General features: G+C 45.6%; 12 protein-coding genes and 3 tRNA genes. 6 read left to right on the plus strand and 9 right to left on the minus strand.

The annotated features are described in order from the left end of the window. Positions 1-255: 255 nt before the first annotated feature. A complete protein-coding gene (locus ASG93_RS25715) occupies positions 256-1,356 on the plus strand; it encodes a YheC/YheD family protein (protein ID WP_056836601.1) in 1,101 nt (366 codons plus the stop codon). Between the two features lie 141 nt (positions 1,357-1,497). Here the strand turns inward: ASG93_RS25715 and nagZ are convergent, their stop codons facing one another. Continuing rightward, positions 1,498-2,769: a beta-N-acetylhexosaminidase gene (gene nagZ, locus ASG93_RS25720; RefSeq protein ID WP_056836603.1), complete on the minus strand. Its 1,272-nt coding sequence runs from the start codon at positions 2,767-2,769 to the stop codon at positions 1,498-1,500. 69 nt (positions 2,770-2,838) lie between these two features. Further along, positions 2,839-3,135 carry a hypothetical protein gene (locus ASG93_RS25725; protein WP_056836605.1) on the minus strand — a complete coding sequence of 99 codons (297 nt, stop codon included), beginning with the start codon at positions 3,133-3,135 and terminating at the stop codon, positions 2,839-2,841. Between the two features lie 559 nt (positions 3,136-3,694). Here ASG93_RS25725 and asd point away from each other — a divergent pair. Both asd and ASG93_RS25740 read left to right on the plus strand, forming a co-directional pair. Continuing rightward, positions 3,695-4,483: an archaetidylserine decarboxylase gene (gene asd, locus ASG93_RS25735; RefSeq protein WP_056836609.1), complete on the plus strand. Its 789-nt coding sequence runs from the start codon at positions 3,695-3,697 to the stop codon at positions 4,481-4,483. 30 nt (positions 4,484-4,513) lie between these two features. Then, positions 4,514-5,773 carry an MFS transporter gene (locus ASG93_RS25740; protein WP_056836611.1) on the plus strand — a complete coding sequence of 420 codons (1,260 nt, stop codon included), beginning with the start codon at positions 4,514-4,516 and terminating at the stop codon, positions 5,771-5,773. A gap of 1,420 nt (positions 5,774-7,193) precedes the next feature. On the opposite strand, the gene ASG93_RS25745 is transcribed toward ASG93_RS25740, so the two are convergent. Both ASG93_RS25745 and ASG93_RS25750 read right to left on the minus strand, forming a co-directional pair. Further along, entirely contained in the window at positions 7,194-8,633 is a 1,440-nt protein-coding gene (locus ASG93_RS25745) for an NAD-dependent malic enzyme (protein ID WP_056836613.1), read from the minus strand. A gap of 84 nt (positions 8,634-8,717) precedes the next feature. Then, the gene (locus tag ASG93_RS25750) at positions 8,718-10,304 is read right to left on the minus strand and encodes a PLP-dependent aminotransferase family protein (protein ID WP_056836615.1); all 1,587 of its coding nucleotides are present in this window, start codon (positions 10,302-10,304) and stop codon (positions 8,718-8,720) included. Between the two features lie 448 nt (positions 10,305-10,752). Here ASG93_RS25750 and ASG93_RS25755 point away from each other — a divergent pair, with 448 nt between their 5' ends. From ASG93_RS25755 to speD, 3 genes are all read left to right on the plus strand, one after another. After that, a complete protein-coding gene (locus ASG93_RS25755) occupies positions 10,753-11,343 on the plus strand; it encodes a GNAT family N-acetyltransferase (RefSeq protein ID WP_056836617.1) in 591 nt (196 codons plus the stop codon). Between the two features lie 115 nt (positions 11,344-11,458). After that, positions 11,459-12,769, plus strand: coding sequence for an aminotransferase class I/II-fold pyridoxal phosphate-dependent enzyme (locus ASG93_RS25760; protein ID WP_056836619.1), 1,311 nt, complete (start codon positions 11,459-11,461; stop codon positions 12,767-12,769). Between the two features lie 228 nt (positions 12,770-12,997). Then, positions 12,998-13,369 (plus strand): adenosylmethionine decarboxylase, encoded by a 372-nt coding sequence (gene speD, locus ASG93_RS25765; RefSeq protein ID WP_056836621.1) that lies wholly within the window; start codon positions 12,998-13,000, stop codon positions 13,367-13,369. 62 nt (positions 13,370-13,431) lie between these two features. Here speD and metK read toward each other — a convergent pair whose 3' ends face one another. From metK to ASG93_RS25790, 5 genes are all read right to left on the minus strand, one after another. Continuing rightward, positions 13,432-14,697, minus strand: a complete 1,266-nt coding sequence (metK, locus tag ASG93_RS25770) for a methionine adenosyltransferase (RefSeq protein WP_056836623.1) — start codon at positions 14,695-14,697, stop codon at positions 13,432-13,434. Positions 14,698-14,741: 44 nt separating this feature from the next. Continuing rightward, the gene (gene mtnK / locus ASG93_RS25775; RefSeq protein ID WP_056836625.1) at positions 14,742-15,947 is read right to left on the minus strand and encodes an S-methyl-5-thioribose kinase; all 1,206 of its coding nucleotides are present in this window, start codon (positions 15,945-15,947) and stop codon (positions 14,742-14,744) included. A gap of 230 nt (positions 15,948-16,177) precedes the next feature. Continuing rightward, positions 16,178-16,259 (minus strand) — tRNA-Leu (locus ASG93_RS25780). 15 nt (positions 16,260-16,274) lie between these two features. Next, positions 16,275-16,346: transfer RNA gene (locus ASG93_RS25785), tRNA-Gln, on the minus strand. A 16-nt stretch (positions 16,347-16,362) separates the two neighbouring features. Continuing rightward, a tRNA-His gene (locus tag ASG93_RS25790) sits at positions 16,363-16,435 on the minus strand. Positions 16,436-16,590 lie beyond the last annotated feature (155 nt).

Here is a 16,590-nt window from a genome sequence, read left to right on the forward strand (position 1 = left end):
CACTTGTAACATATTCAGTCTCCGCCCGATAGGTACGCTAGCCCGAGAAAATGTGCGCTAACCTAGATAAATGGTCGAACTCACCAACTACTCTCTATACATATGCGGATTAGAAGGCAAAGCCTGGGCATTTGTTCCATTGCTGCATGGAAAGTATCGGCATCCGTACAAACAAGCACCCCTGCTTTTCCATAAACTGAGGAGAGTCACATTCTCATAAAACCCAAGCCCTCTGAAGGAGAAGGAGTGAAGTAGATGACGAATCCCTATGTGGGTATTTTAGTCAACGATTCCTTATACGCAGGCATTCCCCTAGGGAACACAAAGTATGAAGCTATTCCATATTATGATGAAGCCGGCAAGCAATACGGTGTAACTCCTTGCTATTTCCGCCTCCAGGATGTCCTTATCGATAAGATGAAAGTACACGCTTATGTACAAGAAGGTCTTTGCTTCGAGCAAAAATGGTTGGATCTGCCCACGGTTATTCATAATCGAGCGATTTATTTGGACCGTGCTTCTTATCAGAAACTGGAGGAATGGACTAAGCGAGGCGTAATCTTGTTTAATAGATGGAACCGCTATAGTAAACTTCGCATTCACGATATTTTGCTGAAAAACGATAGCATCCGCCCCCATCTGCCAGGGACTTATCCAGCTACCTTCAAAAATTTGAAAATCATGATGTCAACCTACGATTCTCTCATTATTAAACCTATCAATTCTAGCATCGGACGTGGTGTGATGAAAATGGATCGCCATGTCAGGAGCTGGAAGCTCATTTACCCGGCAAGCATGAAGATCAGTAACCAAATCTGGCGGACAGTAAGCTTTCGTCATTACCTTCCTTTGACCTTACGACGCAAAATCCAAAGCCGTACCTACATGATTCAGCAGCGACTGCCTCTGGCCACATTTGATGGCCGCCCCTTCGATCTTCGCATATCTGCTCAGCGCGGGGCATCTGGCGAATGGGGAATAACAGGCATGGTTGCGAAAGTTGCTTCACGCGAACTCTTTCTCACTAATGTAGCACAAGGTGGAGAGGTGCGAACTTTACCCGATATTCTCTCCACTGAATACCCCCATCTTAATCATGAGGAAGTCTTGCGCCAAATTACCGACTTCTCCCTGCGTGTCGCCCTGCATCTCAGTACAGAACTGCCCTACTTAGCGGATATCGGACTTGATGTAGGGATCACAAACGACGGATTTCCCTTATTTATTGAATGTAACGGGAAAGATCAACGCTACAGTTTCCTTGAGGCCAACATGCAGGAGATATGGAAAGCTACTTATTTCAACCCTATCGCCTATGCCAAATTCTTGTTAGATGGCGGCATCCCCCCACTTTAATCCAAGGATAAACAACTCCGTCGTCCTTCTGGGACGAGCGCGTTTGTTCAAGGTAGATGCAAAGCAAAAGTATAAAACTTATACTTTCTTATCTACACACAAAAAAAACACCGTACTGCGAATGAACCCGCAGGAACGGTGTTATTTGTTTGCTTTTGTCCCCAGTACGCTTTGCACCTCAGCGTTCAGTTTCTTCGTATCAGGAACTTGGATCGGACGATCATGCAGCTTATATTTCTGTTTCACCTTCGTGACTTGACGAACACTTTGGTCTATCGTATCCATCGGTATTTGCCCCGATTGAACGGCTTTGCGCAGTGCGTCTATGACCGTGACGACCTTCTCATACTCATGTCCGACCATAACGATATTTGCCCCTGCAAGAACTGATTTTACGGCGGCTTCACCCAGATCATAGTTCTTGATGATAGCCCCCATCGTCATATCATCTGTCATGATGAGTCCCTCAAACCCCATTTCCTTACGCAAAAGATCTGTCATCATTTTTTTCGACATCGAAGCAGGATTCTGAGCATCCACTTTAGGCAGCAGAATATGAGCGACCATGACCGCATCAGCCTGATGCTTGAAAGCTTCTGCGAACGGAACCAGCTCAAGCTTGCGCAAGCGGGCGAGGTCATTTTGAACAATCGGCAGTCCAACATGCGAATCCACCGAGGTATCCCCATGCCCTGGAAAATGCTTCACAACAGGGACAACCTGCTGGTCCTGTAGTCCATTCATCATTTGAACACCAAAACTACTCACAATAGAAGCGTTAGATCCGAATGAACGGTCACCTATGACCGGATTATTGGGGTTACTATTGACATCGAGATCAGGTGCGAAATCCATATTTAAGCCATAGGCATTAAGTTCTTTCCCAAGAAGTTGTCCAATATGATAGGCCAGCGCAGGACGACCCGTTTTACCGATATCTCGGCTGGTCGGTGTTTTCGTAATCTCATCCGGCAACCGTGTCACTCTGCCGCCTTCTTCATCTACACCCAGCCAAAGCGGCAGCTTATTCACGGCATTCGTCTGTTTCAATTCATTAACTAGACTTACAAGTTGAGTCGTATTTTTCACATTAGGCTTATACAATATAATCCCGCCAACGTGATAAACTTCAATCAGTTCTCGCGCTTGTACATTCATACTGTACTCATCGATTCCGGCTATAATCATTTGCCCTAACTTTTCTTCCAGCGTCATTGCCGTAACAGCGCTTGTTGCAACTGGTGTAGAAGTTGGTGTCGGCGATGGTGTCGTTTCCACTCTCGGCGGTGTCGCGGCGGGTGTTGCGGAAGATGGGCTGACTCCCGGGTGAGACGACGAACAGCCAGTTAAGAGCAGTGAAAACACAGCCGCGAACGCAGCGCTTCTGATCAACAAAGGTATCTCTCGTGTCATCTTCATCTACCTTCCCTTTTGAACCTAATCTTCTTAACGATCTTCTGCCGAAAATTGTTGCAAGACCGATTATTCACTTCTAAGCTCCTTCAGCGTCCATCTCAGTAACGTGTACATCCCATAACACCCCAAGTAAGCTCCGCTTAACAGGAATAGTCCATTTTGAAAAACGCCATGAATATTCGTCATAAATACTGTCTCATCTCTTAAAATCTCATATATGGCGAGCACGCTGATAATACCAAACACATAGGCACACCCCACTGCCAACACGTGATATACAGTTCGGCACAATGTGAACAGCCAAGCACTTACTAGCATGCTGATGGGAATTAGAATACCAAGTACCACAATTATTATAGACATGATGTCATTTCACCTCATAAACAGCATTGACGATTTCCTTGCCGGAAATACCAAAGGCATATTGATCCATTTTGTGATATGATTGATATTGATTGTAAAGCGTTTACATGAAGGCTTCTCCTGTTCCTGCTAGGATCCGGCTCGTATCCATCACAAGGAAAAGAGGTCTATTAATGAAGAAGAATATCGTCTTACAGTATTCGCTGCCTTTAGATGCTTCATTTGAGCTAATCGCAAGCTGCAAGTCCTGTACGAGTATTTCTGATCATTCATCTCGAACCCCTGTTCAATGTATCAAGTTCGCCGGCTCCTCTGTTCCTATCTCCGTTAACCTTGCTACCTGCTATACCTGCGGGGATTATAAGCAAAGCTAGCATATTCCACCTCAAACAGCCATTAGGCTGTTTTTTTCTTGCGCTTACCTTGCATTCCTTCCTTATTCGACAATTGATTCTTTTACCTTTCTGTGGCAAGATTAGCGAAGAAAGAATATATAGGGATCTTTGATCTTGATCAAAGTCTCTCCTAAACACACGAATGAACAGGAGTTTTTTAATCTATGTCTAAACCATTTTTTCGATTGCTAACGGAGCTCTCTTCACGCAAATGGGTGTCCCAAGTGACAGGCGCTTTTGCCAGATCCAAAGCAAGCCGGATCTTCATTCCTCGCTTTGCCCAAACCTACGGAATACGCATTGAAGATGCTGAGAAGCAATTACAGGATTATAAATCTTTGAATGATTTCTTCACACGCAGATTAAAGCCAGGGTTACGCCCAATTCACGAAGACCTAACTCGTGTTGTAAGTCCTGTTGATGCCATGATTACAGGTATCGGCGATATTAAGGAAGGCTTGATTGTGAATGTCAAAGGTCAAGACTACACCATTGAAGAACTTCTTAATCGTTCCCCTCGTACGGTCAACTATAAAAACGGCTTTTATTTTGTTCTGTACCTTAGCCCTACGGACTACCACCGGATTCATTCGCCGATTTCAGGTGATGTGCTTGAGAGCGAGCATGTGCTTGGGAAAGTATATCCTGTGAATGAGTTTGGCCTTCGTCATATGAAGAGAGTACTAAGTCGTAACGAACGGTTAATCACCTTTATCCAGCATAATGCCGGTGAAGTTGCTGTGGTGAAGGTTGGGGCACTTAACGTAAGTTCTATTCAATATGTGAAGCCTCTTCCCAAAACGCTTGAGCGAGGTCAAGAACTAGCTTATTTCGAGTTTGGTTCAACAGTCGTTCTCCTTTTTGAAGATGATATGTTTGAGCCTCGCCCAGATCTACAGCTTGGTTCTAAAGTTAAAATGGGAGAAGACCTCGGCCGTTTCCTAGAAAAATAAAGGGGATCTGTCACTGGAGAGGAGAGAAGCATGGCGTCCATTACAGCATCGTCTCCCGAACAAAGCTCCAAGAGCTTACATGGTACTGGAGACGTCAAACCTACCGTATATCGTATTTTATTCGCTATTGGTCTTGTCCATTTACTCAACGATTCAATTCAATCTGTCATTCCTGCTATCTTTCCTATTCTTAAAAGCGAGATGGGACTTAGCTATGCACAAATTGGTTGGGTGCAGTTCGCCATTAACTTCACGGCCTCCATTATGCAGCCGGTTGTTGGCTTATATACAGATCGCAAGCCTTCACCCTATATGCTGCCAATTGGCATGGCCTCCACCCTTACGGGTATGCTGCTGCTCGCATTCGCACATTCGTATTGGGTCGTTTTATTGTCTGTTTGCTTTGTAGGTCTTGGCTCAGCCGCTTTCCACCCAGAGGGATCTCGTGTCTCCCACATGGCAGCGGGAGGCCGCAAAGGTCTCGCTCAATCCATTTTCCAAGTTGGCGGTAACGCCGGTCAATCTTTGGCGCCCATGATGACCAAATGGATTTTCATTCCACTAGGATTATTCGGTTCCATATGGTTCACAGGCGTTGCAGCTGCAGCTATCGCCGTGCAATTATATATTGCTCGCTGGTATAAATCCGTGCTGCTTGCCACACCGGTCAAAGCTAAGACAATCGTACAGCGTACCGTCAACCCACAGCGGCGCAAGCAAGTCATGTTTGCGATTTGCCTGCTTATCTTTCTTGTATTCGTCCGTTCTTGGTATGGAGCAGCAATGAGCGGCTACTTCGCCTTTTTCTTGCAGGACACATACGGCATGTCAATCGACCGCGCACAGGACTTTATCTTCTTGTTCCTAGCGGCAGGAGCGGTTGGAACATTTTTTGGCGGTCCGCTTGCTGACCGCTTCGGTAAGCGTAATCTCATTTTCTTTTCCATGCTTGGTTCAGCGCCGTTTGCTTTGCTGTTACCTCATGTGTCCATAACTTGGGCTTACATTTTACTTGTCATTATCGGTATCATTCTATTATCCAGCTTTTCTGTTACCGTAGTGTATGCCCAAATGCTGTTTCCTGGGAAGGTCGGAACCGTATCCGGCTTAATTACAGGCTTAGCATTTGGAATGGGCGGCATCGGGAGTGTCGTCCTTGGCAATCTCTGCGACACCCTGGGCACGACACGTGTTATGGAAATGTGTGCATTTCTACCGCTCCTCGGCATTCTGACTTTCCTTCTTCCTTCGGATCGCAAGTTAAGACAGTGGACAGAAGAAACGAACTAGTAAAAAAAGACCTTGTTCAGCAACCTTGTTCAGCAAGCTGTATCAGCTGCTGAACAAGGTTTTTTTCGTGCTGCTCCCCTTTTACCTTGCTGCCTGCTAACTCATTAACTTGCTGCTACCCATTTGCCTGCTACCTGCTAACTCATTACCTTGCTACTACCCATTTGGCCTGCTACCTGCTCACCCATTACCTTGCTACTACCCATTTACCTGCTAACCCATTACCTTGCTGCTACCCATTACCTTGCTGCCTGCTAGCCCATTACCTTGCTACTACCCATTTAGCCTGCAACCTGCTAACCCATTACCTGCTACTACCCATAGCCTGCTAGCCCATTACCTTGCTACTACCCATTTAGCCTGCTACCTGCTCACCCATTACCATGCTACTACCCATTTGCCCTGCTGCCTGCTAGCCCATTACCTTGCTACTACCCATTTGCCTACTAACCCATTCCTGATTGTGGCATTACACTTACTCCAGCGTGAAACACACCCACTTCCTTCAGCCGTCCTCCTCCGCCACACCTTTATGGAACTGTCAAACAACATTTGCTGCAAAAAATGCAGCAAATTTCTAATCCGCTCTCTTTGCTCATGAATATCTGCATTTCCTACATCAAATTCCCCCATAAACACCCATTTGAACCCGTTGAGGCGAAATTAGCTGCACATTTTGCAGGTAATTCCCCAAAAATGGATGCTAACTCATAATTTTGATGCACAAACTGCATCTAGTATGGTTTTGAGGTTTTGAGCATCACCCAGCTAGCTAACAGCCTTGCACCAAATTATCATTTCTCGGCAGAACAAAAAAGTGGTCAAATCTACTGGATTATAGGTCGGCATGAAAGCGAAACTCTGTGGAGTGATTTCGGATATTTAAGCTGCAAATTAGGGATCGCGGGGAACGAGGGGCCGTTATTTCGATGATTATGCCGATGTGGGACCCGTACGCGGAACGTAGGGGCTCTGATTCTGGCGTTTTATCGGTTTTTCCACCTCGAAAGCGGGAAATAGAGGCTCATCGTTCCGCGAAAACGTGAATTACGCGGTTTTGAGAAAAATCAAGCTTCTACGTTCCGCTAAATCTGGTAATGCTGGTACGTGTTGAGTTTGGGAAACAGATATAAGAGAATATGTTCACAGGTGGATGAACAATTATTGTTTGGCTACTTGGTAGAAGGAGCGACTGGGAAGATCACCCTGACGGTCCTTTAGGTTTTAGAGGATATCCGTAATTCTGTATTCACGTCCCCGCGGTATTGCCTCTCAACATGTATCCCTTCCCTTTCCGTTTTCATTTTCACCACTTATCCACAAATCGGCATCTTGCATAATTTCCTTAATTTCCTATACAACAAAAAAACAGCTCGGTAAACCTCATTGAGGTGATCCGAGCTGTTAATTCATAACAATTTTATTCGTGGTGTGCATCATGTGTCTCACGCTGGCGGCGGCGACGGGCCACACCGGATTCATAGGCAGCTTCCATGACCGCTTCTCTTACCTTCTCAACAACAGCCGTATTGAACACACTTGGAATAATGTAATATTCGTTCAACTCATCTTCATTCACGACCGATGCAATAGCTTTGGCTGCGGCCAGCTTCATTTCTTGCGTGATGCGCGAAGCACGGCAGTCCAGCACACCGCGGAAAATCCCAGGGAAGCAAAGAACATTATTAATTTGATTCGGGTAATCTGACCGGCCGGTTGCCATCACTCGAACATAAGGTTCAGCTTCTTCCGGAGTAATTTCCGGTGTTGGGTTTGCCATCGCGAACACGATCGGATCCGTGCCCATTCTCTTCACATCATCAGCCTTAAGCACCCCTGGCCCCGATAACCCAATGAAAATATCTGCACCCGATATAACATCGGACAATAGTCCTCTTTGTAGAAAAGGATTCGTATTGTCTGCATACCATTCCCAAGCCGAATTCGTATAGCTCTCTCCGCGTACGATTGCGCCTTGTCGATCTACACCGATAACATTGGTAACTCCGGCAGCTAACAGCATCTTCGTACAGGCAATCCCCGCAGCTCCAATGCCCGTGATAACGACTTTACAATCTTCCAAATTCTTGCCCACGAGCTTAACCGCATTGAGCAGCCCTGCAAGAATAACTACCGCCGTACCATGTTGATCGTCGTGGAACACAGGAATATCGAGTTCATTGATTAATCTTTCCTCAATCTCAAAACAACGAGGCGACGAAATATCTTCTAAATTAATTCCGCCGAAAGCTGGAGCAATCGCTTTGACTGTACGAATAATTTCTTCGGTATCTTGCGTATCCAAACAAATCGGAAATGCATCCACACCCGCCATTTGCTTGAAAAGCATGGCCTTCCCTTCCATCACCGGCATCGCCGCTTCCGGTCCGATATTTCCTAAACCTAGGACCGCTGTGCCATCCGACACAACAGCAACCGTATTCCGTTTTATCGTTAATGAGTGTGCTTTAGCCGGGTCTTCATGGATAGCCATACAAACGCGAGCAACACCCGGTGTATATACACGGGATAGGTCGTCCCGATTTTTAATCGGCATTTTCGGAGTCATTTCGATCTTGCCACCCAAATGCATGAGAAACGTTTGGTCTGAAACGTTAATTAAGCGGACGCCAGGAATATCGTTCAACGCTTTAGTTATAGATTCTGTATGTTCAGGGTCGCTAACTTTTACCGTAATATCGCGCGTTGTTGTTGTTTTACTAGCTCGTGTTACGTCAATCGCGACAATATCGCCGCCTGCTTCACCTATAGCTGTAGCAATTTTCCCAAAAGTGACCAATTCTTTATGTATTTCCAAACGCACAATAACGCTTGTGCCTCCACCATTTAACCCCGCCATAAAAAGAGATCACTCCTAAGAAGATAATTAATTGACCATCATCTTAAATCATATCATACAATCTCAATCCTGCCAAAATCATACTCATCGTTTGTGGCAATCATGAACATGCCTTAAAAGAGCAACACCGCGGCGTATCTCCTCCTCGGTTAGGTGGGCAAAACCGAAGATTGCCCCAGTTCGCTCTGGGGGGAGGCCGTAAGCCGCTGCGTCGATCCACGAGACGCCAGCTTCACGGCATGCGGCTGCATACGTGGTATAGCTGAGGGCATCGCCCCGCCACCATCCGAACAGATGCAGCCCGCTATCACTCTCCACCCACTCGAAGAGGGTGGAGAGCTGCTCCTGCAGCAGCGCCTGCAGGAGCAAGAACTTGCTCGCGTACACCCGCCGCATACGGCGCAGGTGTCGCTCGTAGCCGCCGCTCACCATGAAAGCGGCGAGCGAGCGCTGTTCGAGCAGCCCCGAAGGGTGCGGCTCGTAAAGCCGCTTCGCGGCTACGAAAGCGGCCTGCAGCGCCTCCGGCAGCACGACGTACCCGATGCGCAGCTCCTGCAGCATCGTTTTGGAGAAGGTGCCGATGTATACTACTCGGCCCTCTTCTTGGTCTAGCACTTTGAGCGGCTCAATCGGCCGCCCGCGGTGCCTGAACTCGCTGTCATAATCGTCTTCGACGATGACAGCCCCCTGCTCTGACGCCCAGCGCAATAGCTGCTGGCGGCGCTCTAAGCCCAGTACCGCCCCCGTAGGGAACTGGCGGCTGGGTGTCACGAACAGCAGCCGTGCGTTCCACGGCTGCGGAATAAGCCCTTGCCCGTCCACCGCCGCGTGGACGGGGGTCCCGCCAGCCGCCAGCACAGCGCTGCTGATGCCTGGATACCCTGGGCGCTCCAGTATAACTGGATCGCCTTCATTCACAAGCACCTGGGTCAGCAGCGCTATCGCTTGCATCGACCCGTTAACGATTACGATGCGCTCAGGCTGCGCATCGATTCCCCGCATCCGCCTCAGGTGCTGTGCGATCGCTTCGCGAAGCGCATAATGCCCCTCGGCGATGTAGGCCTCCTTATGCGGCGACTCCGTCATCCGCCGCACCTGCTCGTACATCCCGCGGTTCCACAGCTCCCGCGGAAACTCATCCATTAGCGGTCGACCCACCGCGAACGAAATCTTTCTCCCTTGACCTTGTCCTTGTCCTTGCCCTTGCCCTTGCCCTTGCCCTTGACCTTGTCCTTGTCCTTGTCCTTGCCCTTGTCCTCCTCCTTGCCCTCTTCCTTGCCCTTCTCCCTGCCCCTGACCTTGTCCTTGTCCTTGTCCTTGCCCTTCACCCCGCCCTACCCGATCCACATCAAGAACCCGTGTCCCCCAAGCCGATAGCAGAATCTCCTTTCTACTAACATGCTCCTTCTTCTCCTGCCCGCCGGTATATACAACAAAAGTCCCTCTACCTACATCAGCCTGCAAATAACCTTCAGCAATCAGCATCTCATACACCTGATTAACGGTTCCTCGAGACAGACCAAACAAAGCTGCCAGTTCACGGCTCGATGGGAGCTTCGTTTCTAATTTCAATCTATTTGCAAGTATTTCATCATGGAGTGCATGATACAATGCGGCATACTTACTCGTGTATTTGGTTCTATAGGAATGATAGGGTAAATGAAACTCCATGCTTGCTCCTCCGATCATTATAGTAAGAATTCGTTATCCTGCAAATGAAGGAATCGATGAATACTTAGGACAATCTTCTGCTAAAAATGATGCAACCTACGTTTGTTAGTTGGCCTCAGCAATGATTAAGAGGGAACCTGAGTGCGCTATTTCTTGTAAAATCCTTGTTTCGTTCCCGAAAGGGAACTACGATTCGTTATTTAGCTCTAAACATGGGTATATACCTCAATTTTCAACAAATAGAGGATCTACGTTCCGCATAATAGCCTGAACTCGTATAAATGATGCAATTAACGAATCGACGTTCCCTAACAGGAAAGGATTACGCAAGTATCATAAAACTGGTACAAAGAAATCAAACAAAATTGGATCTTTTTATTACTCCACTTTTCTATTATGCTATCTAAAATCTCATAAATATGACCTTATGACAAGGAGGAAATTCCCAATGAATCTACAACCTCTTATTTTAGAAGGCGAGCGTGTCGCCCTACTGCCTATGCAAAAATCCCATATATCCGGCCTACTAGAAGCAGCAGCTGACCCAAACATATGGGCATACATGACGCCGCTTCTTAGTTCCGCAGATGTAGAGAAGTTTGTTCACCAAGCACTAGAAGAACAGGCGGCAGGACTCGGCATCCCTTACAGCGTCTACGATAAGCATACCGATACTTTCGTCGGCAGCACACGTCTCTTCGATATCTCAGCCCAACATCGGAATCTGGAGATCGGTCATACCTGGTACAATTCCCAAGTGTGGCGTACGCGCGTTAATACCGAATGTAAATATTTACTGCTGAAACACTGTTTCGAAACATTAAACCTTCTCCGCGTCCAACTAAAAACGGACCTACGGAACGAACGCTCTCAAACAGCTATTGCTCGATTAGGCGCCCAAAAAGAAGGTATTCTGCGTCAACATCGCATACTTCACGATGGTTATATACGTGACACTGTCATGTTTAGCATCCTTGATACCGAATGGCCTGGAGTTAAACAGCGATTAGAAAGTTTTTTAAATAATGTAAGCGTGTAATTCCTTATCCAAAACCAATCCGAAAATATTTGTTTCACGCAGTGACGTACACTTGTTAAAGTGGTATAATAACTGCAAAAAATGAATAGCTCATTGGAAGGAATGACCCACTCTTATGAATCCTCTGGCACGACAGTTAAACGAGACCCTAGAACGTGAAAATTCTCACGTGCATGACATGCTTTCTTCATTAGGTAGATCGATTTACTTCCCAAAAGAAGGCATTCTCAGTCAATCTGCTGAAGCAAAGGCCAAAGCCAAGAAATACAATGCTACCATCGGTATTGCTATCGAAAATGGTCAACCTATGCATCTGAAGGTCATTCAAGACACACTCTCCACCTACGCACCAAAAGATATATATGAATACGCACCGCCTGCCGGTAAACCTGAACTTCGTACAGCGTGGCGCAAAAAAATGCTCGAGGAAAATCCCGAGATTGGCAATAAACGGATCGGGAACCCGATTGTTACGAATGCGTTGACTCATGGTCTTAGCATTGCCGCTGACCTTTTCGCAGATGCTGGCGACGCAGTGATTATTCCAGATAAAAACTGGGAAAATTACGAGCTCACCTTCGAAATCCGCCGCGGTGCCCAAATCGTGAATTATCCGTTATACAACGAGCAGCAGAAATTTAATGCAGTTGGGCTTCGTGAAGCACTTTTCGCTCAAAAATCCAAAGGCAAAGCGATTGTTGTCTTGAACTTCCCCAATAACCCGACAGGCTATACGCCTGGGGCTGAAGAGGGGAAAGAAATTACTGCTGCGATCAAAGATGCTGCAGAAGCAGGCATCAACGTCATCGTACTTACGGACGACGCCTACTTCGGTCTTTTCTTCGAAGGTTCCCTGCATGAGTCCTTGTTCGGTCAATTGGCTGATATTCACCCACGTGTGCTCGCTGTCAAAATCGACGGAGCCACCAAAGAAGAATACGTCTGGGGCTTCCGTGTAGGCTTCATTACGTATGCTGGCCAAAGCGATGCACTTCTCAGCGCCTTAGAGCAGAAAACAATGGGGATCATCCGTGCGACCATTTCCAGCGGTCCTCACCCGTCTCAAACATTCGTGCTTCATGCACTTAACTCTCCTGAGTTTGGTCAACAGAAACAAGAGAAATACGAGATCATGAAAGGCCGCGCTAACCGTACCAAGTCGATATTGGACAGCGGAAAGTTTGATGATGCATGGGGCTACTACCCGTTCAACTCCGGTTACTTCATGTGCTTGAAGCTCAAAACCGTTGATGCCGAAGCCTTACGTGTACACTTGCTGGAAAAGCATGGTGTAGGAACGATCGCCTTGGGAGCTACCGATCTCCGCGTTGCTTTCTCCTGTATTGAAGAAGGCAGCCTTGAAGAGCTATTCATCCTCATTTATCAAAGCGTTAAAGAAATAGAAACCGTCTCCGCAAGCAAATAAAATGAACAAAAAAGAGCATTTTCTAACATCAAGTTAGAGAGTGCTCTTTTTTGTTCTTTTAGTTTGTTCTTCTGTATCAATGAACACAAATTACTTAAATCCTTTTAATTCGACTCATCAAAGCAGTCCTTTCCTAGCTTTTCAATAGAATTAGTCACTCTACTAGATCACTCTTCATTTTTTATTCATAGAATAGTAGTGTGTAATAAATTTGAAGGGGTGATAGATTTGCAATACTCAACATATGGCAGGCATACGGTTGTTGATGTTTGGGGGGTAGATGCCAGTTTTCTAGATAATGTTGATTTTTTACGGCTAATTATGGTGAATGCAGCTGTGAAAAGCAGTGCTACCGTGCTGTCAGTCATCCATAAAAAGTTCGAACCAAGCGGCTGTTCCATACTTGTTCTTTTATCTGAAAGTCATCTTTCCATTCACACATATCCGAAGGAAGGTTTTGCGGCAATAGATGGTTACACCTGCGGAAAGAGAGTAGACCCTAAAATAGCAGTCGATTACTTAGTGGATATACTACAACCCAAGAAAATATATACAAAAACGTTAATTCGCGGTTCTAATGAAATAGTTGTCTTAGATTAACATAAAAAGCCTCTTTCGGATGAAGAGGCTTTTCGTGTTGAGCCCAATATAATGATGGTTGTTCATCCCCCCACAGTCCCTAATGCTGAACCTTTCTGTAACAATTCTGCTTTATCTGTCTGCTCCCAAGGAAATTCAACATCTGTACGGCCAAAATGTCCATACGCTGCCGTGTTCTGATAGATAGGTCTGCGTAGATTTAGCATCTTAATAATACCTGCCGGACGAAGATCAAAGTGATTGCGAACTAATCGAATCAGGTTATCATCGTCAATGATTCCCGTACCAAATGTCTCGATAGCTAAACTAACAGGATGTGCCACTCCAATAGCATAAGCGATCTGAATTTCACATTTTTGTGCTAGACCTGCCGCGACAATGTTTTTCGCTACATAACGCGCGGCATAAGCAGCCGAACGGTCTACCTTGGTTGGATCTTTGCCCGAAAATGCACCTCCGCCATGACGAGCATAGCCGCCATAGGTATCGGCAATAATTTTACGACCCGTTAATCCTGCATCTCCCTCTGGACCACCGATCACGAAACGGCCCGTTGGATTAATAAAATATTTTGTTTTTTCATCAATCAAATCCGTTGGAATAACAGGCAAAATCACAAATTCATACATATCCTTTTTAATTTGTTCTAGAGACACTTCAGGATCATGTTGAGCTGAAATTACGATCGTATCGATTCGGATGGGGCGATCGCCTTCATATTCTACGCTGACCTGCACTTTCCCATCGGGGCGCAAATAAGATAATGTGCCATTCTTGCGCACTTGAGCCAATTGATATGCCAGTTTATGGGAAATGGCAATCGGCATTGGCATCAATTCCTTGGTTTCACTACAAGCGAACCCGAAAATCAATCCTTGATCACCGGCACCAGTTCCTTCAATCTCTCCTTCATTTTCTCCTTCATTTTCTCCTTCATTTCCTACTTCATTTCCTCCTTCATTCAACTTGCCTTCGCGAATTTCTAAAGCTTTGTTAACCCCCATTGCAATATCAGGAGATTGCTCATTAATGGCGATTAAGACTGCACATGAATTCGCATCGAAACCGAGCTCAGCTCGTGTATAACCAATGTTACTAATTGTTTTTCGAACAACTTTTTGATAATCAATAACCGCATTTGCCGTAATCTCGCCGGTTACAAGAACAAATCCCCGACCTACACAACATTCACAACCAACACGTGCATACGGATCTATCTCAAATATAGCATCCAATATACCATCAGAAATTTGGTCACATAGTTTATCAGGATGGCCTTCAGTCACCGATTCTGATGTAAAGAGATGACTTCTTTTTTTAATAGTCATATATATGACCTCCCAAATAGTTATCCTCTTTCTATAACTCCCCCTCACCCTGTTAACTGTCTAACAAGAGATGTTATATCATTGATTCTTTGGACTTGCTGTCTTTCTAATACCAACTCTTTTCCGATCGAAAGTGCTAGCTTTTCAGCTTTTGCCCGCAAACTTGGATCATCTATACTCTCCATATCCCATACATGCACTAGACCTATAATTCTACGAATCATTTTACAACCTGCATAGCCTGCAGCATCCACAAGGATCTGGAGCAAATAATGATCTACGAATCCAGGGATTACCGCCATTCTTTCTTTAGATTCTTTTTCCCATAAATCTCTAAATTCTTTTTCAAAATAAGTCCAAATTTGTTCAATCATCGTAAGAAGATAAGCTTGATAATCCATGCGTTCCTGCAAGTCTATGGTATGTCCTTCGTGGGAAGCAAAACTAATTAATAGATTTCCTATCACAGCGCCGATATCAAATCCCATAGGTCCATAAAAAGCAAATTCCGGATCAATCACTTTAGTACTTTCTTTCGTTACCATGATGCTGCCGGTATGAAGGTCCCCATGGATCAGTGCCTGGGCATGAGTGAGGTAACCTTCCTTTAATTTTGCGACCTCAAGTTTCAGTTGGTTATTCTCCCTTAATTCAACTACCTTATCTGCTATTAATGGATTAAATGGATTGGTTTCTGAAGCGAAATAAGGATCTGTAAAAATGAGATTTTCGGATATATTGCACATTTCCGGATTTGAGAATTGAACCACTTTCTCCTTTTTCATTTGAGAGGGCAATGCCAAATCAGACGTCAAATACAAAGTTCGTGCCAGAAAGGTGCCAATATGACATGCAAAATGAGGATAGCATTCTCGGGTAACCAATCCTTTACGCATAATCAAGTGGCTCGACAAATCTTCCATCACGGTCAATGCCATCGTACTATCATAAAGATAAACAATAGGCACAAAACCAGGGCAAATAGACTGTTGAACATTCAATGCCTGACTCTCAATTCGTGCCCGTTCAAGAGTCAAAGGCCAAGCTTCCCCAACTACCCGCGCATAGGGAAGCGCCTGCTTTATTATGATGCTTTTTTCTGAACTTTTGTCAGTAATCCGAAAGACGAGATTCAAATTTCCATCGCCGATCTCTTCGCAAACCAGCTCTGCATTTGTCTTAAACATGTTTCTTAACTTTCGGGCGTAATTGATAGCTTTATATTCATTAAGGGCTTGATACTGAAGCATACTATCATTCCTCCTTCCTCCTCCATTAGAAAAGTAATACTATTCTATTAATAATCGAAGAAAGAGATTTTGGTGTATGCAAAAAAGCCAAAATAGTAAAACAGACTACATATTTAGGTCATCTTGGAGACATCGTCTTGTCTGATAATTCTTTTTACCCGTGTATGTTTCACATCCGTTGTAACACAAAAAAACCCTTAACTAGTAAGGGTTCCTTGTTTAAATAGGGATGCGGTCGGAGGGATTTGAACCCTCACGCCTTGTGAGCGCCACCCCCTCAAGATGGTGTGTCTGCCGTTCCACCACGACCGCGTATGAAATTAGAAACTGGGGATCTAGGATTTGAACCTAGGCATGACGGAGTCAAAGTCCGTTGCCTTACCGCTTGGCTAATCCCCATTATTGAAGGGAAAAGGGCGACCGATGGGACTTGAACCCACGAATGCTGGATCCACAAACCAGTGCGTTAACCCCTTCGCCACGATCGCCACAGTAGGGATTTATTCCCTGAAGACTAGATACGAAACTTACGTAAAGTGAATGCTTAGGATTTCTTGGCCCTTAGGGGTTAAATCCTTTGGGCCCCGTTAAAGTACTTGAGTCCACTTCGGAGCTCTTCATCACTTTAATGGGATTTGGTTAA

The organism is Paenibacillus sp. Soil787 (assembly GCF_001429545.1).
Taxonomy (GTDB): Bacteria; Bacillota; Bacilli; order Paenibacillales; family NBRC-103111; genus Paenibacillus_E.